The sequence below is a fragment of the Egibacteraceae bacterium genome, from assembly GCA_040905805.1.
GTDB lineage: Bacteria > Actinomycetota > Nitriliruptoria > Euzebyales > Egibacteraceae > DATLGH01.
Map to the genome: position 1 here is coordinate 4,002 of JBBDQS010000083.1, position 22,466 is coordinate 26,467.

Below are 22,466 nucleotides of genomic sequence, written 5' to 3' on the forward strand. Positions count from 1 at the left end.
CCCCCCCCCCCTGTGGGTACTGAGACGGAAGGGTCGTGAGGCGCGGTTGACGAGCGCGATCGAAGGGGCGATGCCGTGATTGATGAGGGGACGTTGGCCGTCGTGTCGAACCGCCTTCCTGTCCGGCGGGTCGGGAGCAAGTGGCAGGCAGCGGTCGGTGGGTTGGTCACGGCGTTGCGCCCGATCGTGCGGCAACGTGCCGCGCGGTGGATCGGTTGGGACGGCGGCGCGGAGAGCCTGCCCGCCGCGTTGCCGGGCACCCCCGCCGAGCTGGCGCCGGTGAGCCTGTCGGCCACGGAGGTGCGCCACTACTACGACGGCTTCGGCAACCGCACCATCTGGCCGTTGTTCCACGACAACATCGAGACCCCGGCCTTCCACCGGGAATGGTGGGATTCCTACGCCGGCGTGAACAGGCGCTTCGCCGACGTGTGCGCCGACAGCGGGGACGCCGCGCTGTGGTGGGTGCACGACTACCACCTCATGCTCCTGCCGCAGATGCTGCGGGACAAGCAGCAGGACGCACCGATCAGCTTCTTCCTGCACATCCCCTGGCCGCCACCGGAGCTGTTCGCGCGCCTGCCGTGGCGGCGGGAGATCCTCCTCGGGCTCCTGGGCGCCGATGTGGTGACGTTCCACACCGAGCAGTACCGCAAGAACTTCGTGCGCACCTGTGGCCGGGTGCTGTCGCGCGACGAGGCGCGCGCCTTCGGGCGGACCATCGAGCTGGCGGACGGCCGACAGGTGCACACGGCCGCCAACCCCATCTCCATCGACAACGACGACTTCGCCGACTTGGCGGTGTCCGCCGAGGTGGCCGCCGAGCGCGAACGCCTCCAGCAGCAGTTCGGTGACCGGATGATGCTCCTCGGCGTCGATCGGCTCGACTACACCAAGGGCATACCCCAACGCCTCGAGGCCTTCGAGCGGCTGCTTGACCGCCGACCGGACCTGCGCACCAAGCTGGTGCTCGTCCAGCTCGCCGTCCCCAGCCGCGGCAACGTCAGCGCGTACCAGGGTCTGCGCAGCCAGGTGGAGGCCATCGTCGGGCGCATCAACGGGCGCTTCACCGAGCCCGGCCATGACGCGCCGGTGCACTACCTGCACCGCGGCGTCCCGTTCCCCCACGTCGTCGCCTCGTACTGCCAGGCCGACGTCATGCTCGTCACGCCGCTGAAGGACGGCATGAACCTGGTCGCCAAGGAGTTCATCATCACGCAGGCCGCTGCGGGTCGGGCGGGCGCGCTGGTGCTCAGCGAGTTCACGGGCGCAGCCCTCGAGCTCCGTGAGGCCTTCCCCTGCAACCCCTTCGACATCGAGGGCCTCAGCCACGTCCTCGAACGGGCGATCGCTGCGCCGGAAGACGATCGCCGGACACGGAGCCGGGCGATGGCCCGCCGGCTGCGGCGCGCGGACGTGCACCGTTGGGCGCGCCTGGAGCTGGAGACGGCGTTCCAGTAAACCTACTCTTACGTAAGGTTGGTGTGCCAGGTACGATGGACGACGAGTGTCGGTATCTGGAGGGCATGTGGGCCAGCAGATGCATCGGATCGGTCACGTGGCCAGGGCCGTGGGGCTGTCGTTGCGGACCGTGCGCTACTACGAGGAGGTCGGGTTGGCGTTGCCGTCCGGGCGCACCGATGGCGGGTTCCGCCTGTACACCGAAGCCGACATCGCCCGTCTGGAGCTGATCAGGCAGCTCAAACCGCTGGAGTTCACCCTCGAGGAGTTGCGTGAACTGCTGGAGGTGCGTGACGCCCTCACCGGTGAGGACGGGCACGAGGGTGACCGCCGACAGCTCGCCGAGCACCTTGCCGGTTACGTCGCCGTCGCCGAGCAGCGCGCGGAGGGGCTGCGTGCGCAGCTGGCTGCGGTCGAGGCTGTCACCGATCGGCTCAAGCGGGAAGCCCGGGCGCCTCGCCAGCGCGGATCCGGCCCCGGTCCCTGAGGCCCTGCACCCCAAGCGACACCGAACCCCCATCCACGCGATCAAGGAGGAACCATGCCGACGCAGAATGAGATGCAACGAGCAGCCCTGGGCGACCCCACCCAGCCCCGGCCGGTGATGCTGGCGATCGCGGGTGACAGCGCCGCGGGCAAGACCACCTTGACCCAGGGTCTGGTGGACGCGTTGGGGCCGGACGGGTCGACGTCGGTGTGCGTGGACGACTACCACCGCTACGACCGCATGGAGCGCAAGGAGCTGCCCTTCACCCCCTTGCATCCGGACTGCAACTACGTCGACATCATGGAGCAGCACCTGCAGCTGCTGGCCACCGGCCGACCCATCCTGAAGCCGGTGTACGACCACGCCACCGGCGAGTTGAGCCGCCCCGAGCGCATCGAGCCCAACGGGGCGGTGATCATCGAGGGGCTGCTGCCGCTGCACACCCCGGTCATGCGCTCCTGCTTCGACGTCAGCGTCTACCTGGACCCGCCCGAGGAGATCCGCCGGAAGTGGAAGATCAAGCGCGACACGACCAAGCGCGGCTACGAGGCCGAGCAGGTCCTGGGCGAGCTGGAGCGCCGCCAGCCCGAGTCGGAGGCGTTCATCCACCCCCAGCGCTCCTTCGCGGACATCGTGGTCAGCTTCGGGCCGGATGGGGAGGGCGACGATCCGCCCGACACGCCGCTGTCGGCCACGGTGCTGCTGCGCCCGACGATCCGCCATCCCAAGCTGCACGAGATGATGGCTGACATCGGCGACAAGGCCATGCACCTGAAGCTCATGCGCGACGAGGACGGCAAACCCGTCGATGCGCTGCACATCCACGGACACGCCCCGCCCGAGGACAGCCGCACGGTCGCCGAGGCGATCTGGGACAGTCTCGGGCACAGCGACCCGCTGCCCGAGCATCTCGGTGACGTCGGCGACGGGCAGATCAGCTCGCCGCTGGCATTGACCCAGCTGATCTTGCTGTTCCACCTGCTGCGTCCCTACGCTGCGCCGGCTTAGCAGGACCCGTCGGCCACGGCGCTACGGGGCTTGGGCCGGGAGCCACACCACGAAGCGGGCCCAACGACCCGACGCGCCCGGCTCGACGCGGAGCTCCCCGCCGTGCAGGCGCGCGAACCGTTCCACGATCCACAGCCCCATCCCTCTGCCTTCAGGCGGGTCGTCGTGGCCGCGCAGCAGCGTCTGGCGGTCCGCCTCCGACAGCCCCGGCCCGTCGTCTTCGACCTCCAGGGTGGCGCCGCCGGGTTCGACCACGGCCCGTACCCGGACCGGGCAGTCCCCGGGGGTGTGCACCAGGGCGTTGGTCAGCAGGTTGTCCAGGATGCGCTCCACCTTGACGGCGTCCAGGTTGAACACCACCGGGGCGACATCGACATCCACGGGTTGGCGGCCGGTGGGGTGGGCGTGGACGACCCGCAGGACCAGCTGTCCCAGGTTGGTCGGCTCGCGTTGCAGCGTGTCCAGACCACCCGCGCGTTGCAGCAGAAGCCCGTCGATGTCGGCGTCGAGGCGCTCCAGGGAGGAGCGCAGCTGCTGGATGAGCTGGCGCGGCTCCGACACGTCGGTGTGCGCGATGACGGCGGCGGTCAGCTCCTGGAGCACGGTGTGGGCGGTGTGCAGGTCGTGGCGCAGCTCATGGGCGGCCACCTGCGCGGCGTCGAACCGGGATCGCTCCACTGATGACATGGCTCGAACTATACCCTGACGTCACGGTAAGGTATGGTGGGGGGAGATGGCCGCTCCGCGCCTTCGTGCCCTCCCGTCCCTGGGTTGATCCTCTTGACCGCTGCTGCGCGCCCCCTGCCGAACGTGCTCGCCGACGTGGCCACGCGGCGCACGTTTGCGATCATCAGCCATCCGGATGCGGGCAAGACGACGCTGACGGAGAAGTTCCTGCTGTACTCGGGTGCGGTGCACGAGGCGGGCGCGGTGAAGTCGCGCAAGCAGGCCCGCACGGCCACCAGCGACTGGATGGAGCTGGAGAAGGAGCGGGGCATCTCGATCTCCTCCACGGTGCTGCACTTCCGCTACGGCGGGTGGAACTTCAACCTGCTCGACACGCCGGGCCACGCCGACTTCTCCGAGGACACCTACCGCACGCTGTGCGCCGCGGACGCCGCGGTGATGGTGCTCGACATCGCCAAGGGCCTGGAGCCCCAGACCCTCAAGCTGTTCAAGGTCTGTCGGGACCGCGGTCTGCCGATCGTGACGTTCGTGAACAAGTGCGACCGGCCGGGGCTGCCGCCGTTGCAGCTGCTCGACGAGATCAGCGCGCAGATCGGGCTCGAGCCGGTGCCGCTGACCTGGCCGGTCGCCGACGGGGCGGACTTCGCCGGCATCATCGACCGGCGCGCGGGGGAGCTGGTGCGCTTCGACCGCACCGCGCACGGCGCTACCATGGCCGCCGAGCACCGGGTGGCACTTGACCAGGCGGAGCCGCAGGGCTGCCCGCCCGACCGGTGGCAGGCCGCCTTCGAGGAGCTCGAGCTGCTGGACCTGGAGGAGCGCGCGCTGGACCCGGACGCGTTCCTGGCGGGCAGGCAGACCCCGGTGTTCTTCGGCTCGGCGCTGGCGAACTTCGGGGTGCGGTTGCTGCTGGAGGGCTTCGCCGAGCTGGCGCCGGCGCCCTCGGCTCAACCCGTCGTCGAGCCGGCCCAGGTCGACGCCCGTCCGGTCGACGCGCCGTTCGCCGGCCAGGTCTTCAAGGTGCAGGCGAACATGGACCCGCGCCACCGCGACCGGATCGCGTTCCTGCGGGTCAACTCCGGACGCTTCGAGCGCGGGATGACCGCGACGCTGGCGCGCACCGACAAGCCCTACCAGCTCAAGTACGCCCACCAGCTGTTCGCCCGCGATCGCGAGACCGTGGAGACCGCGGTGCCCGGCGACATCGTCGGTCTGGTCAACGCGACCGGCCTGCAGGTGGGTGACACCCTCTATTCCGGCCCACCGGTGGTCTTCCCCCCGATCCCCACCTTCGCCCCGGAGCGGTTCGCCGTGGTGCGCAACCGCGACTCGAGTCGCTACAAGCAGTTCCGCACGGGCCTGCGCCAGCTCGACGAGGAGGGCGTGGTGCATGTCCTGCGCCGCCCGGATTTCGGGGACCAGGAACCGATCTTCGCCGGTGTCGGCCAGCTGCAGTTCGACGTCGCCAGCTACCGCATGGCCCACGAGTTCGGCTGTGACATCACCCTGTCGCCGGCGCCCTGGCAGCTCGCCCGCGAGGTCGACGCCGCGCACGCCGATGCGCTGCGTCCCCAGCGCCAGTGCCTGGTCGTGGAGGATCGCCACGGGCGCACGCTCGTGCTGTTCGCGTCCGACCACGCGCTGCGGTGGGCACAAGAGGACCACCCCGACGTCGACTTCCGACAGCTGGGGCTCACCCGCCGCGACCAGCCCGCCTGGCACTAGCCGTGCCGGCCACCTCGACGGCTGCCACGGGCGGGGAACGGATGCGGACGGTGCGGGGTGTGGCCAGGGCGGCGCTGGCCGGGTTCATGGTGGTCGCCGGGGTGGCGCACTTCGTCAGCCACGAGTCGTTCCTCGAGCAGACCCCGACGTTCCTGCCCGCCCGGTCGATGATCATCTGGGTCACCGGGGTGATGGAGGTGGCGCTGGGCATCGCGCTCGTGGCCCTGCCGCGGCACCGCCGCCGGGTCGGGTGGCTGCTGGCAGGCTTCCTGCTCGCGGTCTTCCCGGCCAACATCTACCAGGCGGTCGCCGGCACCCCCGCCTTCGGCCTGGACACCCCCGCCGCGCGGTGGCTGCGGCTGCCGTTCCAGCCCGCACTCATCGCCCTGGCCCTCTGGAGCTCGGGCGCATGGCCGCGCCCGCGCCGCCGCGAGGGCTCCTGAGCGGGTCCGCCACACGGCGTCACGTACGATCGGGGTTCAACGAGTCCGGTATCGGAGCATCCGTGGAAGCCGCCGCCCTCTCCAGCGACCGTCGTCGTGCCGACATCGAGCGGATGCGCCAGGAGACCTTCGACATCCTGGTGATCGGCGGCGGCGTGACCGGGTCGGGGATCGCGCTGGACGGCGTGACCCGGGGGCTGTCGGTCGCCCTGGTCGAGCAGCGCGACTTCGCCGCAGGCACCTCGAGCCGGTCGTCGAAGCTCGTCCACGGCGGGCTGCGCTATCTGGAGCAGCTGAACCTCTCGTTGGTGCGGGAGGCGCTGCGGGAGCGGGCCCTGCTCCTCGAGACGATCGCCCCGCACCTGGTCCGGCCGGTGTCGTTCGTGTACCCGCTGCAGCACCGGGTCTGGGAGCGGGGCTACGTCGGTGCCGGCATCGCCTTGTACGACGTGTTGGGCGGCGCGCGGCAGCTCCCGCGTCACCGCCACCTGACTCGTCGGGGCGTCGCCGCGCTCGTCCCTGCGTTGCGGGCCGACGCGATGGTCGGCGCGGTCCGCTACTACGACGCGCAGATCGACGACGCCCGGCACACGTTGGAGGTGGCCCGCACGGCGGCGACCTACGGTGCGGCGGTCGCGACGTCCGCGCGGGTCGTGGGGCTGCTGCGCGAAGGTGAGCGGGTGGTCGGGGCCCAGGTGCTGGACCAGGAGACGGGCCAGCACCTGGAGATCCGAGGCCGTCAGGTCATCAACGCCACCGGCGTGTGGGCGGACGGCATCCAGGCCATGGCGGGACGCGGGCGCATCCGCGTACGGGCCTCCAAGGGCGTCCACCTGGTGGTGCCACGCGACCGCATCCACTCCGACTCGGGGCTCATCCTGCGCACCGCCACCTCGGTGCTCTTCGTCATCCCCTGGGGTCGCCACTGGCTGATCGGCACCACCGACACCGACTGGGAGCTCGACCGGGCGCACCCGGCCGCGTCTGCCACCGACATCCGCTACCTGCTCGACCAGGTCAACGGCGTGCTCGCCACGCCGCTGACCCACGCCGACGTCGAGGGCGTGCAGGCGGGGCTGCGGCCCCTGCTGACCGGTGAGTCCGAGGCCACGAGCAGGCTCTCACGCGAGCATGCCGTCGCACAGTCGGTGGCGGGTCTCATCACCGTGGCGGGCGGCAAGTACACGACCTACCGGGTGATGGCCGAGGACGCGGTCGACGCGGCCGCGCGCAACCTCCGCCAGCGGGTCCCCGCGTCGGTCACCGACCGCACCCCGCTGCTCGGCGCGCACGGTTACCACGCGCTGTGGAACCGCCGGCAGCTGCTCGCGGAGGAGGTGGGGCTCCATCCCACCCGCGTGGAGCATCTCCTGGGCCGCTACGGCTCGCTGATCACCGAGCTGCTCGACCTGGTGGCCAACCGGCCCGACCTCGGCGAACCCATCGACGGCGCCGACGACTACCTGCGGGTCGAGGCGGTGTACGCCGCGAGCCACGAGGGTGCGCGCCACCTCGACGACCTGCTCACCCGCCGCACCCGCATCTCCATCGAGACCTTCGACCGCGGCATCGCCGCCGCCAAGGACGTCGGTCCGCTGATGGCCGGGGTGCTCGGCTGGGACGACGGCGACCTCGCCCGCGAGCTCGAGCACTACGAGGCGCGCGTCGCGGCCGAGATCGAGTCGCAGCGGATGCCCGACGACCGCACCGCCGACGCGGCGCGGATGGGCGCGCGCGATGTCCGGGTCGGTGCCCACGGCTGAGTTCAGTCAGTCGACCTCGACCCAGTCCAGGGTGCGCTCGACGGCCTTGCTCCATCCCGCGTACCCGGCCGCCCGCCGGTCCTCACTCCACGTCGGCTCCCAGCGCGCCTCTTCCTTCCAGTTGGCGCGCAGCTCCTCCTGGTCGCTCCAGAACCCCACGGCCAGGCCCGCGGCGTACGCCGCGCCGAGACTCGTGGTCTCCGCGATCTCCGGCCGGGCGACGGGCACCCCGAGGATGTCGGCCTGCATCTGCATGAGGAGGTTGTTCGCGGTGGCACCACCGTCGACCTTCAAGAACCCCAGGTGGACACCGGAGTCCTTCTCCATGGCGTCGGCCACGTCCCTGGACTGGTAGCAGATGGACTCCAGGGTCGCCCGGACGATGTGCGCTTTCGTGTGGTATCGCGACAGCCCGACCATGGCACCCCGCGCGTCCGCACGCCAGTAGGGGGCGAACAGCCCGGAGAACGCGGGGACGAAGTACATGCCGCCGCAGTCGTCGACGGATCCGGCCAGTGCTTCGGTCTCCGCCGCGCTGCCGATCATGCCGACCTGGTCGCGCAGCCACTGCACGGCGGATCCGGTGACCGCCATCGAGCCCTCGAGGCAGTAGATGGCGGGCGCCGACCCCATGCGGTAGCCGACGGTGGTCAGCAGGCCGTTGGCCGAGCGCACTGGCTTGGTGCCGGTGTTGAGCAGCAGGAAGTTGCCGGTCCCGTAGGTGTTCTTGCCTTCACCTGCGGAGAAGCACACCTGGCCGACCGTGGCGGCGTGCTGGTCGCCGAGGTCGCCGGCGATCGGCACCGCGGCGGCGAAGGGTCCCGACGGTCGTGTGATGCCGTGCAGGTCGGGATCCGAGGACGGCCGGATCTCCGGGAGCATCCGGCGTGGGATGCCGAAGAAGGCGAGCAGCTCGTCGTCCCAGTCGAGGGTCTCCAGGCTCATGAGCATGGTGCGGCTCGCGTTGGTGACGTCGGTGACGTGGACGCCGCCGTCGCACCCTCCCGTCAGGTGCCAGAGCAACCAGGTGTCGGTGGTGCCGAACACCGCCTCGCCGCGCTCTGCGGCGGTTCGCACACCGGTGATGTTGTCGAGGATCCACTGGATCTTGCCACCGGAGAAGTAGGTGGCCGGCGGCAGGCCCGTCTTCCGGCGGATGATGTCCCCCCGGCCGTCGCGTTCGAGGGCGGCGGCGATCCGGTCCGTGCGGGTGTCCTGCCACACGATGGCGTTGTAGTAGGGCCGTCCCGTCCGCGGGTTCCACACCACCGTGGTCTCGCGCTGGTTCGTGATGCCGAGCGCCGCCAGGTCCGCGCCGGAGAGGTGGGCATGCGACAGCCCGGTCTCGACCACGGTCCGGGCCCGCTCCCAGATCTCGGTCGCGTCGTGCTCGACCCAGCCGGGCTGCGGCATGATCTGCTCGTGCTCCAGCTGGTGCGTGGCGACTTCCCTGCCGCCGTGGTCGAACACCATGAAGCGCGTGCTGGTGGTCCCCTGGTCGATTGCCCCGACGTACGTCTGGCCCATGGCTCCAGTACACCATCCGCTCGGGCCTTGCCGGCCCGGTCCCCACTCTCTAGCCTCTGAGTGTGCCCGGGGGACCGGGCAAGGACGTGACCATCGACCGACGTGACCATCGACTCGACCGAGGGCAAACCCCATGCCCGCCGAGGGCGACCCGCACAGGGCACGACCGGACGAAAGCAGGCGTGCACGGATCCTGCAGGCCGCTGCGGCGCTGTTCACCGAGTACGGCTACGAGGGCACAAGGATGGCCACGCTGGCCCGGTGTGTGGGCATCTCCGCGCCCGCCCTGTACTGGCACTTCCCGTCGAAGGACGCGCTCTTCTCCGAGTTCATGCGGGTGACCCTGGAGGACTACGTCGGCCGGATCGTCGACGCGGTCACGGGTAGCGATCCCGAGGGGCAGCTCCGCCAGTTCGTCATGGCGCACGTGCTCTTCCACCTGCACGATGATGGGACGCCCGCGGGGTACGAGCGGCTCTACAGCAACCGTCAGCTGTTCGACGCGCTCGGGGTCGACCAGCGTGCGCGGTTGATCGCACCCCAACGGCGGGTGCTGGAGCTCCTGCGGGGGATCCTGCGGACTGGTGAGGCGGCTGGCACCTTCGAGCCGGGACACCACACCGTGACGGCGTTCGCCATCCTCACGATGTGCGAGCACGTCTTCTTGTGGTTCCGTCCCGACGGGGAGCTGAGTCCGATGCAGGTGGCCGAGGAGTACGCAGATCGCGTACTCGCCATGGTGACCGCACCGACAGCGGGACGCGGGGCGGGTCTGCGCTCGCTTGGAGGTGAGCGCCATGAGATGCTGAGCGCCACCCCGCTCGAAAGGCCGGCTATGGACCCATCCGAGGTCCTGACCGTCCTCGACCGCGGGGACCCCCTCGAGGTCTCCTTCCACGACGCGCGCACCTACCACGGGTACCGGTCAATCGCCGGGATCGCCCACGGCTTCAAGGCGATGCAGCGCGCGTGGCCGCTGCTCGCCGGTGGGTGCTCACCTGAACGCTACGAGCTGCGCATCGACAGCGCGTTCGCCGGCGCGGGGGCACGCGACGCCTTCGAGATCGTGACCCGGGCCTTCACCGGCGGGCGGTACCGACTCGTGCCGGAGATCGCGCCCGCCGACGCACCCGAGGCTCCCGAGGGCTCGTTCTTCTTCCGATTCCGCTACCGCGACACCACGGTCGACACGACGTTGCGTGCGGGGTTCGTCAGTGACGAGTTCCTGAAACGCGTGCGACGCGGGACACAGACGCTCGCGGAGGAGGAGACCCTCACGGGGATGAAGCAGGAGATGGCCGCGCAGATCATGGCCCTGCCGCCTGAGGAGGTGTACGACGCCGACGACCCCACCGGGTGAGAGAGACACGACGACACACCGCGCCAGACAGGAGCAACCGTGCCTGACACCGTGCCCGACAAGTCGATGCGGACCCAGAAGGCCCGTCAGGGTCGGGAGAGAAGACCGCGCTCAGTGATGCTGGCCATCGCGGGTGACAGCGCCGCGGGCAAGACCACCCTCACGCAGGGACTCGTCGACGCGATGCGGGCGGAGGCGTCGACCTCGGTGTGCGTGGACGACTACCACCGCTACGACCGCATGGAGCGCAAGGAGCTGCCCTTCACCCCCTTGCATCCGGACTGCAACTACGTCGACATCATGGAGCAGCACCTGCAGCTGCTGGCCAGCGGCGAAGCGATCCTGAAGCCGGTGTATGACCACGCCACCGGCGAGCTGGTCCGTCCCGAGCGCATCGAGCCCACCGAGGCGGTGATCATCGAGGGGCTGCTGCCGTTGTACACCGAGGTCATGCGGGCGTGCTTCGACGTGAGCGTCTACCTGGACCCGCCCGAGGAGATCCGCCGGGAGTGGAAGATCAAGCGCGACACGTCCAAGCGCGGCTACGAAGCGGAGCAGGTCCTGGCCGAGCTGGAGCGGCGTGAGCCGGAGTCGGAGGCGTTCATCCGTCCCCAGCGCTCCCACGCCGACATCGTCGTGCGCTTCGGTCCCATCGAGGGCCGCGACGACCCGCCCGACACCCCGCTGTCGGCGACGGTGCTGCTGCGCCCGACGATCCGCCATCCCAAGCTGCACGAGATGATGGCTGACATCGGTGAGGGGGCGATGCACCTGAAGCTCATGCGCGACGAGGACGGCAAGCCGGTCGACGCGCTGCACATCCACGGCTACGCGCCACCCGAGGACAGCCGCACGGTCGCCGAGGCGATCTGGGACAGCCTCGGACGCAGCGACCCGCTACCTGAGAGCCTGGGCGACCTCGGCAACGGCGAACGCAGCGAACCGCTGGCGCTGACCCAGCTCATCCTGCTCTTCCACCTGCTCCGCCTCCGCGCGTAGCGGCCGGGGCACGAGGGTCGGTGGCTCGGACGCGCGGGCCCCGCTGCGCTCGGCGACCAGCTTCGCGACGTGCTGGGTCATACGGTCGGCTCATGCATCGGCGGCGTCGAGCTGCTCGAGCTCGGCGGCCAGGTTGGCCCGCGCGATCTCCTCGCCGCGATGGCGCATGGTCGTGGTCGCAAACAGCCTCTGCCGGTCGAGCAGCGCGCGTAGGAATGCCGTCCGGCCGGCGCGCCACGCGTCGTCGTCGAGGTGGGCGTGCTCGACCCGCACCGCGCGGGTGTAGATCTCGTAGGTGTCAGGGTCGGCGGCCAGGACCGCCAGGTCGGCGTCGCACAGGAGCGCTTCGTCGCCGGCCTCGGGACGGTGATCGGCGGTGACCAGAATGAGCTGGTGAACGTGCGCCACCCGGTCGGAGGGCACCTGCCAGTTCGTCAACGCCTCGGCGGCTAGGCGGGCGCTGGCCGCCTCGTTGTCCGCCGCGCCCGGTTCGTAGACCGCGTCGTGGAACCAGGCCGCAAGCCGCACCGCCAGCGGGTCGTCGACGGCTTCTCGGCCCTCGAGGAAGTCGAGCATCTCCAGCACGTGGCGAATGTGGGCCAGTGTGTGGAAGGCACGGTGTTGCTCGCCGTAGCGACCGGCGAGGTCGTCAAGGACCCGCAGCGCCTCGACGTCGTCGATGTCCATCGGGCCGGTCACCTCGTGCCAGCGCCGTTGCAACTCCTCATCCAATGGGGCTCCTCCCGGGCTGCCCACCCTAGAGACGCAGCCGACACGGTGCTCGGCTGCCGCTCACGGCCGCCGTGCACGCGCCGACGCCCGTCGGCGTGCGCGCAGGGGGCTACGCTAGCCTGCGTCGGCATGGCGATCCTCGTGGACCCGGCAGTCTGGCGGTGGCGCGGCCGCCGGTGGGCACACCTCATCAGCGACGAGAGCTACGACGAGTTGCACGCCTTCGCCTCGCGACTTGGCCTGCACCGGGCGCACTTCCAGGGCGATCACTACGACATCCCCCCCGGGGCTGACCCCCGCCGGCACGCGAGCACCGCTGCGTACTGCATCCGCCAGCCCAGCGCCTGCACGCCGGTTACTCGGCGGTCGATGGGGTGGGAGGGACAGATATGTCGCAGGGACCCCATCTACCGGGCGGTAACCAAGAGGCGGACCCGACCTGTGTGATGACACTGCTCGTCCAGCCATGTCGCGCCTGAAGCAGGTGGACCACCAACTCCTCGACGAGCGCAAGGATGCGTTCAGGTCGTATGAAGCGCTGGTTCCGCCCCGGGTGCTCACGTCGGATGGCGAGGTCATCGCGGGGGCGTACCGACGCGATCACAGGCTTGGTGACGGAGGTGGGGGGCCTGATGAGCCACGGCGCAGTGATCGCACGGGAGTACGGCCTGCCGGCCATCGTGGGCGTGGAGCAGGCCACCCGACTGATCCGGGACGGGCAGCGGATCCGCGTGCATGGCACGGACGGGTACGTCGAGATTCTGCCCGAGAACCATGCGCTGCGCTGAGCTGCATCGGGATGCAGCTGCGCGGCCAGTTCGGTGAGGACTTCACGAGCGGCATTGTGACCATCAGGCCACCCGCAGGCTCAGGTGGCGGCGTCGGGGCGGTTGGTGGCGCGCAGCCAGCCGAGCAAGCCGCAGAGGGTGAAGCCGAAGGCGTTCAGGCTGCCGTGGAACAGGGCCATGTCGGGGATGGGCAAGGCCGGGGTGCCGTAGTTGTGGCCGACGGCCCATTGCACGGCGAGCAGCATCGGCACGACCACCGCGAGCGACGACACGGTCAGCAGCCAACGGGCCGGCTGGTCGAGCAGGTTGGGGACGATGCTGCGGACGGTGACCCAGGCCAGGGTGAGCAGCCCGACGGTCAGGAGCACCGCACCAGCGATCTGCAGGGGCCCGAAAGCGGCAAAACCCGCCGCGACGACCGGCGCGCCCGCCAGGACCAGGAGCGTGGCGACGCTGGCCGGGCTGCGCCCTGCCGTGCTTGCCAGGGCCGTCGCGGTCCCGGCCATGAGCGCGGCTGCAAACCCGGCGTAGTGGAAGTGCACCGCCGTCAGCTCCACGATCTCGGCCGGCAGGTCCAGCGGGCGCACGCCGAGCCGGTCGAGCACGAGCCACGTGGCGCCCACGCACAGGTATCCGAAGCCCCCGAGCCGCGCGATGTCCGGTACGGCACGGGACCGCCGCCGCCACCACACCGTGATCTCGTCCGCGCCGGCGAAGAGGCACACGCCCACCCACACCCCGGCCATGGCGGCTGCAAGACCGCCCGTCGGCAGCAGCAGCGCACCCGCGACCGCGAGCGCGCCCACCGGCTGCGCCACGGCGAGGAGGCGTGACCAGGCGGTCGGCCCCGCCGGGCGGGGGAGCGCGAAACCGAGCGGTACGACCACCAGTGGAGCCAGCGCGAGCAGCAGGGTGACGAGCCCGAGGTGCGTCCACCCCGCCAGGTCGGCGCCGACCAGCAGCAGCCACGCGACCGACCCTGCCTGGGCCTGCCTCATGGGCGTGCGCCGCCCTGGCCCAGTGGGGGCTCGACGGCGGTGGGCCAGCCCGTCATCGGGGTATCTCTCACCCTCGATCTTGCCTTCATGGTTGGTATTGTCGTTGGTATCGTCCCAGGTCAACACGATACCCACAAGGTGTGGATGGAGAAGTCTCACCGTGAACTACACCTTTAGGGAGGTGTGACGGCGGCGCGACGGGGGTGGCGGCAGGGACAGGGAGTGGCGGAACCCGCCCCAGAAGGCTCCTGACGGCGTTCTGGCTGGTCACGTGGCCCCGGACCGTCACTGATTGGCGCCCGATAGACTCGCAGGCGATCCTTTCGCTGCACGCTCCCGCCCACGAAGGAACCCGACGATGTTCGACGCGCTCAGCGACCGCCTCGACGCGGTGTTCTCGCGCCTGCGCAGCCAGGGCACCCTGACCGAGGAGCAGGTTGCCGAGGGCATGCGCGAGATCCGCCTCGCCCTGCTCGAAGCCGACGTCAACTTCAAGGTCGTCAAGGCGTTCACCACCCGGGTCAAGGAGCGTGCGGTCGGGGCGGAGGTCAGCGATGCCCTGAACCCCGGCCAGCAGGTCGTGAAGATCGTGCACGAGGAGCTCGTCACGATCCTCGGCGGCATGTCCGCCCCGCTCGACCTCGGCAGCCGCTCGCCGGGCGTCATCATGCTGGCGGGCCTTCAGGGCTCGGGCAAGACGACCGCCGCCGGCAAGCTTGCGAAGCTCCTCAAGAAGAAGGGCCGGAGCCCGCTGCTGGTCGCCTGCGACCTGCAACGCCCGGCGGCGGTGCAGCAGCTGCGCATCCTCGGCGAGCAGACCGGCGTGCCCGTCTACGCGCCGGTGGAGTCCGGTGACCCCGTCGAGGTCGCACGCGAGTCGCTCGCCGAGGCGCGCCGACTGGGCGCCGGGGTCGTGATCGTCGACACCGCGGGTCGCACGAACGTCGACGAGGCGATGATGGCTCAGGCCGCGGCGATCAAGGCGGCCGTCGACCCCGCCGAGACGCTGTTCGTCCTGGACGCGATGATCGGGCAGGAGGCCGTCACCGTCGCCAAGGCGTTCCAGGAGGCGGTCGACTTCACCGGCGTCATCCTGTCCAAGCTCGACGGTGACGCCCGGGGCGGCGCGGCTCTGTCGGTCGCGGAGGTGACCGGTCGGCCGATCAAGTACGCCAGCGTCGGGGAGAAGCTGGAGGAGTTCGAGGCGTTCCACCCCGACCGCATGGCCGGGCGCATCCTCGGCATGGGCGACGTCCTCACGCTCATCGAGAAGGCCGAGGACGTCTACACCACCGAGCAGGCCGAGCAGATGCAGGACAAGATGCTCAAGGCCGAGTTCGACCTGTCGGACTTCCTCGACCAGATGCAGCAGATCCGCAAGATGGGGCCCCTGCAGGGCCTGCTCGGCATGATCCCAGGTGTCGGCAAGCAGCTGAAGGACGCGGACATCGACGAGTCCCAGCTCGGCCAGGTCGAGGCGATCATCCGTTCCATGACCCCGGAGGAGCGCGCCAATCCCAAGCTGCTGAACGGCAAGCGCAAGAAGCGGATCGCCAAGGGCTCGGGTCGCAGCGCTCAGGAGGTCAACGAGCTGCTGCGGGGGTTCGGCGAGATGCAGAAGATGATGAAGTCGCTCGGGGGGGGCGGCGGCGGGATGAAGGCCATGAAGCAGCTGCGCAACAACCCCGAGCTCGCGGAGCAGCTGGCCGCGGGGGGCGGCATGGGCGGCCTGGGCGGCCTGGGCATGGGCGGACCGGGTGGACCGGGCGGTCCCGGCGGGGGGGCCGGGACCAAGCCGCGGAACAAGAAGGTCCCCCAGCGCAAGAAGAAGAAGCGCCGGTAGGCCCCGTGCGTCTTCCGGTGCGGGGAGCGCTACGCCCATCCGAGCCCGTGCAGGGCGTCGTCGTCGATGCCCATGTGGTGGGCGAGCTCGTGGACGACGGTGATACGGACCTCCTCGACCAGCTCCTCCTCGTCGCGGCACATCTCGCAGAGCGGCAGCCGGTAGATGGCGATGCGGTCGGGCAGCACGCCCCCATAGTCCTCGCGCTCGGTGAGGGGGATGCCCTCGTAGATGCCGAGCAGGTCGGGCTCGTCGGGGTGGCAGTCGTCGACCACCACCGCCACGTTGTCGAACTGCTCCCAGAGCTCGTCGGGCAGGGAGTCCAGCGCCCGGTCGACCAGCTCGGCGAAGCGTTCCTCGGCGATCAGCTCCATACCGGTTAGCGTACGCCCGTGCTCGACGCCCTCCTGCTGCTCGGTGGTCTCGGCCTGCTGACCGTCGCGGCCGACCGCTTCGTGCTCGGCGCTGCCCGGTTGTCGGCGGCCCTGAAGGTGTCCCCGGTGATCGTCGGCGCCATCGTGATCGGCTTCGGTACGAGCGCGCCGGAGTTCCTGGTCACCATCCTGGCCACGCTCCAGGGCTCGCAGGCCCTGGCCTTCGGCAACGTCGTCGGGTCCAACACCGCCAATGTCCTGCTCGTGCTGGGCGCGGCAGCGGTCGTGCGTCCGCTGGCGGTCGCCACCGCCACGCTGCGTCGGGAGCTGCCCCTCATGCTGGCGGCGGTGGTCCTGCTGACGCTGGTGTCCATCGATGGGCGGGTGACCGGCCTGGACGCGACGGTGCTCCTGGTGGCAGCCGTCGGGGCGATCGGGTCCATCGTCGTGGTGGGACTGCGCGACCGGGAGGCCGCGGCGGCCCTCACCGCCGAGGTCGGGGAGTACGCCGGGGCTGCGGCGCCGAGCCTCGCCCGCTCGGGGCTGCTCACGGTCCTCGGCCTGATCGGGACCCTGGCGGGAGCGCAGATGCTCGTCCAGGGTGCGGTGGGGCTGGCCCGCACCGTCGGGATCAGCGAGGCGGTGATCGGCCTCACGATCGTGGCGATCGGCACGAGCCTGCCCGAGCTGGTGACGGCGGTGGCCGCCGCTCGCCGGGGCGAGACCGACCTCGTCGTCGGCAACATCCTCGGCAGCAACCTGTTCAACGCGCTGCCGGTCGCCGGCGTCGCCGGCGCGTTGGCCACCACCCAGCTGGGCACTGAGTTCCGGGTCAGCCTGGCGGTCATGGTCGGGGCCTGTGCCCTGGCGGCGGTGCTGCTGCGCAGCGGCCGGCAGCTTGTGCGTCCCGAGGGGTGGGTGCTGCTGGCGGTGTTCGTCGCGGCAACCGTGGTGGTCTCGGTGGCGTGAGCCTTCCACCACGGTCGGCACCGCTGTGGGTGCCTGCCTGCGCTATGCTCTGCGCCTGAGCCCGCGGATCGCGGGTTCGGACTCGAGTGCGTGCGGGGTTGGCCGACCGCACACCCGCCCACGGACCGAGTGGGCGCGGCGGGACCAAAGCCCGCCGGCACCGACGACGCAGCGGCTGCGTCACCAAGGACCACCCACCATGGCCGTGAAGATGCGCCTACGGCGCGAGGGCAAGAAGAAGCAGCCCTACTACCGGGTCGTCGTCGCCGACGTCCGCGCCCCCCGTGACGGGGGCTTCATCGACGACCTCGGCTACTACCAGCCGCTGCACGAACCGTCGACCATCTCGATCGACCGAGAGCGCGCGCTCAAGTGGCTCCGCGACGGTGCCCAGCCGACCAGCGCGGTCCTGAATCTGCTGCGCATCGAGGGCATCTGGGAGGAGTTCCGCCCGGGCGACCCCGGTCGGGACCGCACCGCTCAGCACGCCGCCAAGGCTGCCAAGGCCGCCGAACGCGAGGCGAAGGCACGCCAGGAGGTCGAGGCGTCGCGCCGCAAGCACCAGGAGGCCCAAGCCGCTGCGGCCGCGCAGGCCGCCGCTGACGCGGCCCCGCCGGCCGAGGAGGCCGAGGAGGCCGGGGAACCCGGGGAACCCGGGGAACCCGGAGACGCCGGGGACGCCGAGTCCAGCCCGACGGCCCCCGACCCCGTGGACACCGCGGACGCCGCCATCGTCGAGCAGGCGGTCGAGGAGGTCACCGAGCCCGACGCCCAGCCCCCCGAGGACGCCGGCGCGCTGCCCGCCGAGGAGAGCGCGGAATCACCGGCACCGGCGGCGGAGGCTGCCCCGGAACCCCCGACCGAGCCGGACGCGGGCCAGGACACGGAGAAGGAGCAGTCGTGATGACCGCCGAGGTCCTCGAGTACCTGGCTCGTTCGCTGGTGGACCACCCCGACGAGGTCTCGGTGACCGAGACCGAGGACGACGACGGTGAGCTGGTCCTGGAGCTGCGGGTGCACCCCGACGACATGGGCAAGGTGATCGGCAAGCGCGGGCGCACCGCGAAGGCGATCCGCACCATGGTGAAGGCGGCCGGCACCCGCGACGGCACCCAGGCCATCGTCGAGATCGTCGAGTAGCCACCGCCGTGGGGGACGTCGCCGTCGGCGTCGTCGGCAAGCCCCTCGGACTCCGCGGCGAGGTGTACGTGCTGGCCGATCCCGACCTCGGCGTGGAGTTCGCGCCCCGGGCCACCTTCAGGGCCGGGGCGGACACGCTCACGGTGGCGACCAGCCGGCTGCATGGCAACCGGCGGGTGCTGCGCTTCGACGGCGTGGAGACCCGTGAGGCCGCCGAAGCGCTGCGGGGCCGGGTGCTCACCGCCGCGCGCGACGACCTGGACCTGGAGCCCGACGCCTTCTGGGCGGACGAGCTCATCGGCCTCCCGGTCGTCACCGCCGCGGGCGCGCAGGTCGGCACCGTGACCGGCGTCGCGGACGGTGCCGCGCACGACTATCTCGTGGTCGCCGACGGGCACGGCCAGGAGCTGCTCATCCCCGCCGTGGACCAGCTCGTCGACGTGACCCCCGAGCGCATCGTCGTCGCGCCCGTGCCGGGCCTGCTCGGTGAGCCCGGCCATGACGCCAGCTGAGGGGCGGGCTGCATCGGTGCACCGGCACAATGGGGTCGTGCGCATCGACGTCCTCACACTCTTCCCCGCGTTCTTCACGGGTCCGTTCGACGCGTCGCTGCTCGGCAGGGCTCGCCAGGCCGGCTTGCTCGACGTGCGCACCCACGACCTGCGCGCGCACGCCACCGACCGTCACCGCACCGTGGACGGCCTGCCTTACGGGGGTGGCGCTGGGATGGTGCTGAAGCCGGAGCCGTTCTTCGACGCGGTCGAGGAGCTCTACGGCAGCATCCAGGCACGCCCCCGAACGGTGCTGCTCACCCCCCGGGGGCGTCTGCTCGACCAGGCGCTGGTCCGCGAGCTGGCTTCCGAGCCGGCGCTGCTCCTGCTCTGCGGCCGCTACGAGGGCATCGATGAGCGGGTCCACACCGCGCTGGCGACCGACGACGTGTCGGTCGGGGACTACGTCCTGGCCGGGGGAGAGGTGGCCGCCTGCGTCCTGGTGGAAGCCGTCACCCGGCTGCTTCCCGGTGTCATGGGCAACGCGTCGAGCTCCACCGACGAGTCCTTCGCCGACGGGCTGCTGGAGTACCCCCAGTACACCCGCCCGGCGGCGTACCGCGACCTGGCGGTGCCCGAGATCCTGCGCTCCGGGGACCACGGCCGGGTCGCGGCGTGGCGCCTGGAGCAGGCCCGCAGCCGCACCCAGGCGGTACGCCCGGACCTCTACGAGCGCTGGCGCATGCGGGAGGAGCGAGCGTGAGGTACGACGTCTACGTGCCGCGGCCGGGCTTCTCGGTCCGTCCCCCCGACCGTGTGCGGGATCCTCATGGGGTGGAGGACGGGTCCGCCGAGGGGGCGCCAGCGCCCGATGACACCGAGGAACTCGCGCCCCTCCCGGCAGAGGCAGCCGCAGAGGCAGCGGCGCCCCGTCCGCCGGCCCCCCTATCCCCCCTATCCCCCCCATCCCCTGAGGCCCCGACCGACGACCCTCCGCCTCGGCCACGCCGGATGGCAAGGCGACTCGTGGAGATCCCCGTGCTGCTGGCCGGGGCCCTGCTGGTGGCCTTCGTCATCAAGTCGTTCCTCGTGCAGGCCTACTACATCCCCTCGGAGTCGATGATCCCGGCGCTGGAGGTGGGGGACCGGGTGCTGGTCGAGAAGGTCTCGTTCCGCTTCCGTGACCCGCGGCGAGGCGAGATCATCGTCTTCGAGCAACCCGGCGTGGCGATGCCGGGCGGCATCACCGCCGCGGTGCGTTCGTTCTTCGAGGATCTCGGGCTCATCCGACCCGAGCAGGACGTGGCGCTCGTCAAGCGGGTCGTGGGCCTGCCCGGCGAGACGATCACCGTGCACGACGGCACGGTGCTGGTCGACGGGCGTGCCCTGGGCGAGGAGGCCATCGTCACGGACGGCCGCAGCTTCCCGGCCTTCACCGTGCCGGCAGACAGCTACTACATGCTGGGCGACAACCGTGGCAACTCCGACGACAGCCGCTACTCTTTAGGGGCGGTACCGCGTGCGGAAGTCGTAGGCCGAGCGTTCGTGGTCCTGTGGCCACCCGGCAACGCCAGCCTGTCCCTACAGACGCACTATGCTGGGGGGCAACCGTCACCTGACGACGCTCGGCCCGCGCTCGACTTCAGACCGCCCGCGCTGCCGCGACCCGACGACGCCCCGGAGGCTCCGCTGCCATGAACCGTACAGACCTCGTGGACTTCGCCAGCCTGCGTGACGACGTCCCCGAATTCCGTCCAGGCGACACCGTGCGCGTCCACGTCAAGGTGACCGAGGGCAACCGGTCCCGCATCCAGGTGTTCGAGGGCGATGTCATCGCCCGCAAGGGCAGCGGGGTGCGCGAGACGTTCACCGTCCGCAAGATCAGCTTCAATGCGGTCGGCGTGGAGCGCACCTTCCCGGTGCACGCCCCCGTCATCGACCACATCGAGGTCATGCGCCACGGCAAGGTCCGGCGGGCCAAGCTGTACTACCTGCGGGATCGGGTCGGGAAGAAGGCCAAGATCCAGGAGCGACGTGAACCAGCCGGCGCATAGCACCCCCCCGGCGGACCCGGGCGTCACCACCACCGCGGAGGACCCTCCTGCGGAGGACGGCGACGGCGTCAAGGGCAAGGGCAAGGGCAAGGGCAAGGGCGCCAGCTTCCTGCTGGAGCTGCCGGTCCTGATCGTGATCGCCTTCGTGCTCGCGTTGCTGCTGAAGACGTTCCTGGTCCAGGCGTTCTTCATCCCGTCGTCGTCGATGGAGCCGACCCTCGACGTTGGCGACCGTGTCCTGGTCAACAAGCTGTCCTACACCCTGCGTGACCCCCGCCGGGGCGAGCTGGTCGTGTTCACCGAGCAGACCGAGGGTGCGGACCCCGAACGCAGCCTGGGCGAGCGGATCGTGACGTTCCTCTCGTCGGGACTCGGCGTCGCCCGGCCGGGTGAACGCGACTTCATCAAGCGCATCATCGGCCTGCCCGGCGAGACGATCGCGATGTCGGATGGCACGGTGACCATCGACGGCGAGCCCCTCCCCGAGGCGACCACCGCCGAGGGCGGCTACCTGTCCGCGGAGGATCCGACCGAGTTCGGGCCGGTCGAGGTGCCCGAAGGCCACTACTTCATGATGGGCGACAACCGACCGAACTCCTCCGACAGCCGCTTCAGCCTCGGCCCGATCTCCGCCGAGGGCCTGGTGGGACGGGCGTTCGTGGTGATCTGGCCCCTGCAGCGCATCGACACCCTGCCGATCGCGGACTACACCACGGTGCCCGATCGCGAGTCGGCGACCGCTACTGTGGGGTCATGAGCGCCGAAGACCTCGAACGGTACGAAGCGGAGATGGAGCTCACGCTCTACCGCGAGTACCGCGACGTCGTGAGCATGTTCTCCTACATCGTGGAGACCGAGCGCCGCTTCTACCTCACCAACGATGTCTCGGTGACGCCCCACGCCGACGGGGACACGACCTACTTCGAGCTGGAGCTCACCGACGCGTGGGTGTGGGACATGTACCGGCCCGCGCGCTTCGTCCCGCACGTGCGGGTGCTCACCTTCCACGACGTCAACGTCGAGGAGCTCGCCAAGGACGGCGGCCAGCCCCCGCCCTTCCCGGCCGAGGAGTCGTAGGCGTGGGCTTCAACGCCACCCGCCGCTACCGTGACTCCAAGGTCCGCGACATCGTGCTCCTGATCGTGGCGATCGTGGTCGTGGGGGCCGCGATCGCCTGGGGCCTGGGCATCCTGTAGGTCGCCGGCCCGCGGTCACCGCACCCGTCGTCCACAGGCCGGCGGTTCGGCCGTCGAGGCCATGGCGCCACCCCGGTAGCGTCACCGCATGGCCCCCACCACCCGCAACGCCAGCCTCGGCCGCATCGGCGAGCAGATCGCCGTGCGCCACCTCGAGCGCGCCGGCCTGAGCGTCGTGGCGCGCAACTGGCGCTGCGCCGACGCGGCGGTGCGCGGCGAGCTCGACATCGTGGCGGTGGACGGGGCCACCCTGGTCGCCTGCGAGGTGAAGACCCGCCGGCGCGCGGCAGCCGACGACGCGCTGGAGGCGGTCACCACGCGCAAGCAGCAGCAGCTGCGTCGACTCGCCGCTGCCTACGCGGCCCAGCTGCCGTGGCGGCCGGCGGCACTGCGCATCGACGTGGTCGGGGTGTGGTGGGGG

The 22,466-nt window shown here is 70.8% G+C and carries 25 protein-coding genes; 20 read left to right on the plus strand and 5 right to left on the minus strand.

What is annotated here, in order from left to right:
* Positions 1-75 precede the first annotated feature (75 nt).
* From WD250_09000 to WD250_09010, 3 genes are all read left to right on the plus strand, one after another.
* Positions 76-1,461: a trehalose-6-phosphate synthase gene (locus tag WD250_09000; protein ID MEX2620345.1), complete on the plus strand. Its 1,386-nt coding sequence runs from the start codon at positions 76-78 to the stop codon at positions 1,459-1,461.
* Between the two features lie 97 nt (positions 1,462-1,558).
* Positions 1,559-1,948 carry a MerR family transcriptional regulator gene (locus WD250_09005; GenBank protein ID MEX2620346.1) on the plus strand — a complete coding sequence of 130 codons (390 nt, stop codon included), beginning with the start codon at positions 1,559-1,561 and terminating at the stop codon, positions 1,946-1,948.
* 54 nt (positions 1,949-2,002) lie between these two features.
* The gene (locus WD250_09010; GenBank protein ID MEX2620347.1) at positions 2,003-2,956 is read left to right on the plus strand and encodes a phosphoribulokinase; all 954 of its coding nucleotides are present in this window, start codon (positions 2,003-2,005) and stop codon (positions 2,954-2,956) included.
* 21 nt (positions 2,957-2,977) lie between these two features.
* Here WD250_09010 and WD250_09015 read toward each other — a convergent pair whose 3' ends face one another.
* Complete coding sequence (locus WD250_09015) at positions 2,978-3,643, minus strand: HAMP domain-containing sensor histidine kinase (protein MEX2620348.1); 666 nt, start codon at positions 3,641-3,643, stop codon at positions 2,978-2,980.
* Positions 3,644-3,736: 93 nt separating this feature from the next.
* On the opposite strand from WD250_09015, the gene WD250_09020 reads away from it, so the two are divergent.
* From WD250_09020 to WD250_09030, 3 genes are all read left to right on the plus strand, one after another.
* The gene (locus WD250_09020; protein MEX2620349.1) at positions 3,737-5,368 is read left to right on the plus strand and encodes a peptide chain release factor 3; all 1,632 of its coding nucleotides are present in this window, start codon (positions 3,737-3,739) and stop codon (positions 5,366-5,368) included.
* 59 nt (positions 5,369-5,427) lie between these two features.
* Complete coding sequence (locus tag WD250_09025) at positions 5,428-5,811, plus strand: hypothetical protein (GenBank protein MEX2620350.1); 384 nt, start codon at positions 5,428-5,430, stop codon at positions 5,809-5,811.
* Positions 5,812-5,873: 62 nt separating this feature from the next.
* Positions 5,874-7,574, plus strand: a complete 1,701-nt coding sequence (locus WD250_09030) for a glycerol-3-phosphate dehydrogenase/oxidase (protein MEX2620351.1) — start codon at positions 5,874-5,876, stop codon at positions 7,572-7,574.
* 6 nt (positions 7,575-7,580) lie between these two features.
* On the opposite strand, the gene glpK is transcribed toward WD250_09030, so the two are convergent.
* The gene (gene glpK, locus WD250_09035; protein ID MEX2620352.1) at positions 7,581-9,101 is read right to left on the minus strand and encodes a glycerol kinase GlpK; all 1,521 of its coding nucleotides are present in this window, start codon (positions 9,099-9,101) and stop codon (positions 7,581-7,583) included.
* Positions 9,102-9,234: 133 nt separating this feature from the next.
* Here glpK and WD250_09040 point away from each other — a divergent pair, with 133 nt between their 5' ends.
* Positions 9,235-10,461, plus strand: coding sequence for a TetR/AcrR family transcriptional regulator (locus tag WD250_09040; protein ID MEX2620353.1), 1,227 nt, complete (start codon positions 9,235-9,237; stop codon positions 10,459-10,461).
* A gap of 39 nt (positions 10,462-10,500) precedes the next feature.
* On the plus strand, positions 10,501-11,460 hold the full coding sequence (locus WD250_09045) for a phosphoribulokinase (GenBank protein ID MEX2620354.1): 960 nt from the start codon (positions 10,501-10,503) through the stop codon (positions 11,458-11,460).
* Between the two features lie 90 nt (positions 11,461-11,550).
* Here the strand turns inward: WD250_09045 and WD250_09050 are convergent, their stop codons facing one another.
* A complete protein-coding gene (locus tag WD250_09050) occupies positions 11,551-12,192 on the minus strand; it encodes a hypothetical protein (protein ID MEX2620355.1) in 642 nt (213 codons plus the stop codon).
* Positions 12,193-12,758: 566 nt separating this feature from the next.
* On the opposite strand from WD250_09050, the gene WD250_09055 reads away from it, so the two are divergent.
* Positions 12,759-12,980, plus strand: a complete 222-nt coding sequence (locus WD250_09055; GenBank protein ID MEX2620356.1) for a PEP-utilizing enzyme — start codon at positions 12,759-12,761, stop codon at positions 12,978-12,980.
* 80 nt (positions 12,981-13,060) lie between these two features.
* Here the strand turns inward: WD250_09055 and WD250_09060 are convergent, their stop codons facing one another.
* On the minus strand, positions 13,061-13,978 hold the full coding sequence (locus WD250_09060; protein ID MEX2620357.1) for a YndJ family transporter: 918 nt from the start codon (positions 13,976-13,978) through the stop codon (positions 13,061-13,063).
* A 358-nt stretch (positions 13,979-14,336) separates the two neighbouring features.
* Between WD250_09060 and ffh the strand changes: the two genes are divergently transcribed.
* Positions 14,337-15,821 carry a signal recognition particle protein gene (gene ffh / locus WD250_09065; GenBank protein ID MEX2620358.1) on the plus strand — a complete coding sequence of 495 codons (1,485 nt, stop codon included), beginning with the start codon at positions 14,337-14,339 and terminating at the stop codon, positions 15,819-15,821.
* Between the two features lie 29 nt (positions 15,822-15,850).
* Here the strand turns inward: ffh and WD250_09070 are convergent, their stop codons facing one another.
* Positions 15,851-16,195 (minus strand): metallopeptidase family protein, encoded by a 345-nt coding sequence (locus tag WD250_09070; protein ID MEX2620359.1) that lies wholly within the window; start codon positions 16,193-16,195, stop codon positions 15,851-15,853.
* Positions 16,196-16,213: 18 nt separating this feature from the next.
* On the opposite strand from WD250_09070, the gene WD250_09075 reads away from it, so the two are divergent.
* From WD250_09075 to WD250_09120, 10 genes are all read left to right on the plus strand, one after another.
* A complete protein-coding gene (locus WD250_09075; GenBank protein MEX2620360.1) occupies positions 16,214-17,164 on the plus strand; it encodes a calcium/sodium antiporter in 951 nt (316 codons plus the stop codon).
* A gap of 199 nt (positions 17,165-17,363) precedes the next feature.
* Complete coding sequence (gene rpsP, locus WD250_09080) at positions 17,364-18,068, plus strand: 30S ribosomal protein S16 (GenBank protein MEX2620361.1); 705 nt, start codon at positions 17,364-17,366, stop codon at positions 18,066-18,068.
* A complete protein-coding gene (locus WD250_09085) occupies positions 18,068-18,304 on the plus strand; it encodes a KH domain-containing protein (GenBank protein ID MEX2620362.1) in 237 nt (78 codons plus the stop codon). Before rpsP ends, WD250_09085 begins: the two co-directional genes overlap by 1 nt.
* Before the next feature lie 8 nt (positions 18,305-18,312).
* A complete protein-coding gene (gene rimM, locus WD250_09090; protein ID MEX2620363.1) occupies positions 18,313-18,816 on the plus strand; it encodes a ribosome maturation factor RimM in 504 nt (167 codons plus the stop codon).
* A 37-nt stretch (positions 18,817-18,853) separates the two neighbouring features.
* Positions 18,854-19,558 carry a tRNA (guanosine(37)-N1)-methyltransferase TrmD gene (gene trmD, locus WD250_09095; GenBank protein ID MEX2620364.1) on the plus strand — a complete coding sequence of 235 codons (705 nt, stop codon included), beginning with the start codon at positions 18,854-18,856 and terminating at the stop codon, positions 19,556-19,558.
* A 263-nt stretch (positions 19,559-19,821) separates the two neighbouring features.
* On the plus strand, positions 19,822-20,493 hold the full coding sequence (gene lepB, locus WD250_09100; GenBank protein ID MEX2620365.1) for a signal peptidase I: 672 nt from the start codon (positions 19,822-19,824) through the stop codon (positions 20,491-20,493).
* Positions 20,490-20,849: a 50S ribosomal protein L19 gene (rplS, locus tag WD250_09105; GenBank protein MEX2620366.1), complete on the plus strand. Its 360-nt coding sequence runs from the start codon at positions 20,490-20,492 to the stop codon at positions 20,847-20,849. Before lepB (WD250_09100) ends, rplS begins: the two co-directional genes overlap by 4 nt.
* Positions 20,830-21,606, plus strand: coding sequence for a signal peptidase I (lepB, locus tag WD250_09110; GenBank protein MEX2620367.1), 777 nt, complete (start codon positions 20,830-20,832; stop codon positions 21,604-21,606). The genes rplS and lepB (WD250_09110) overlap by 20 nt, the downstream gene beginning before the upstream one ends.
* On the plus strand, positions 21,603-21,926 hold the full coding sequence (locus WD250_09115; protein MEX2620368.1) for a DUF2469 domain-containing protein: 324 nt from the start codon (positions 21,603-21,605) through the stop codon (positions 21,924-21,926). The genes lepB (WD250_09110) and WD250_09115 overlap by 4 nt, the downstream gene beginning before the upstream one ends.
* Positions 21,927-22,133: 207 nt before the next feature.
* On the plus strand, positions 22,134-22,466 hold a 333-nt coding region (locus tag WD250_09120), incomplete at its 3' end, for a YraN family protein (protein ID MEX2620369.1).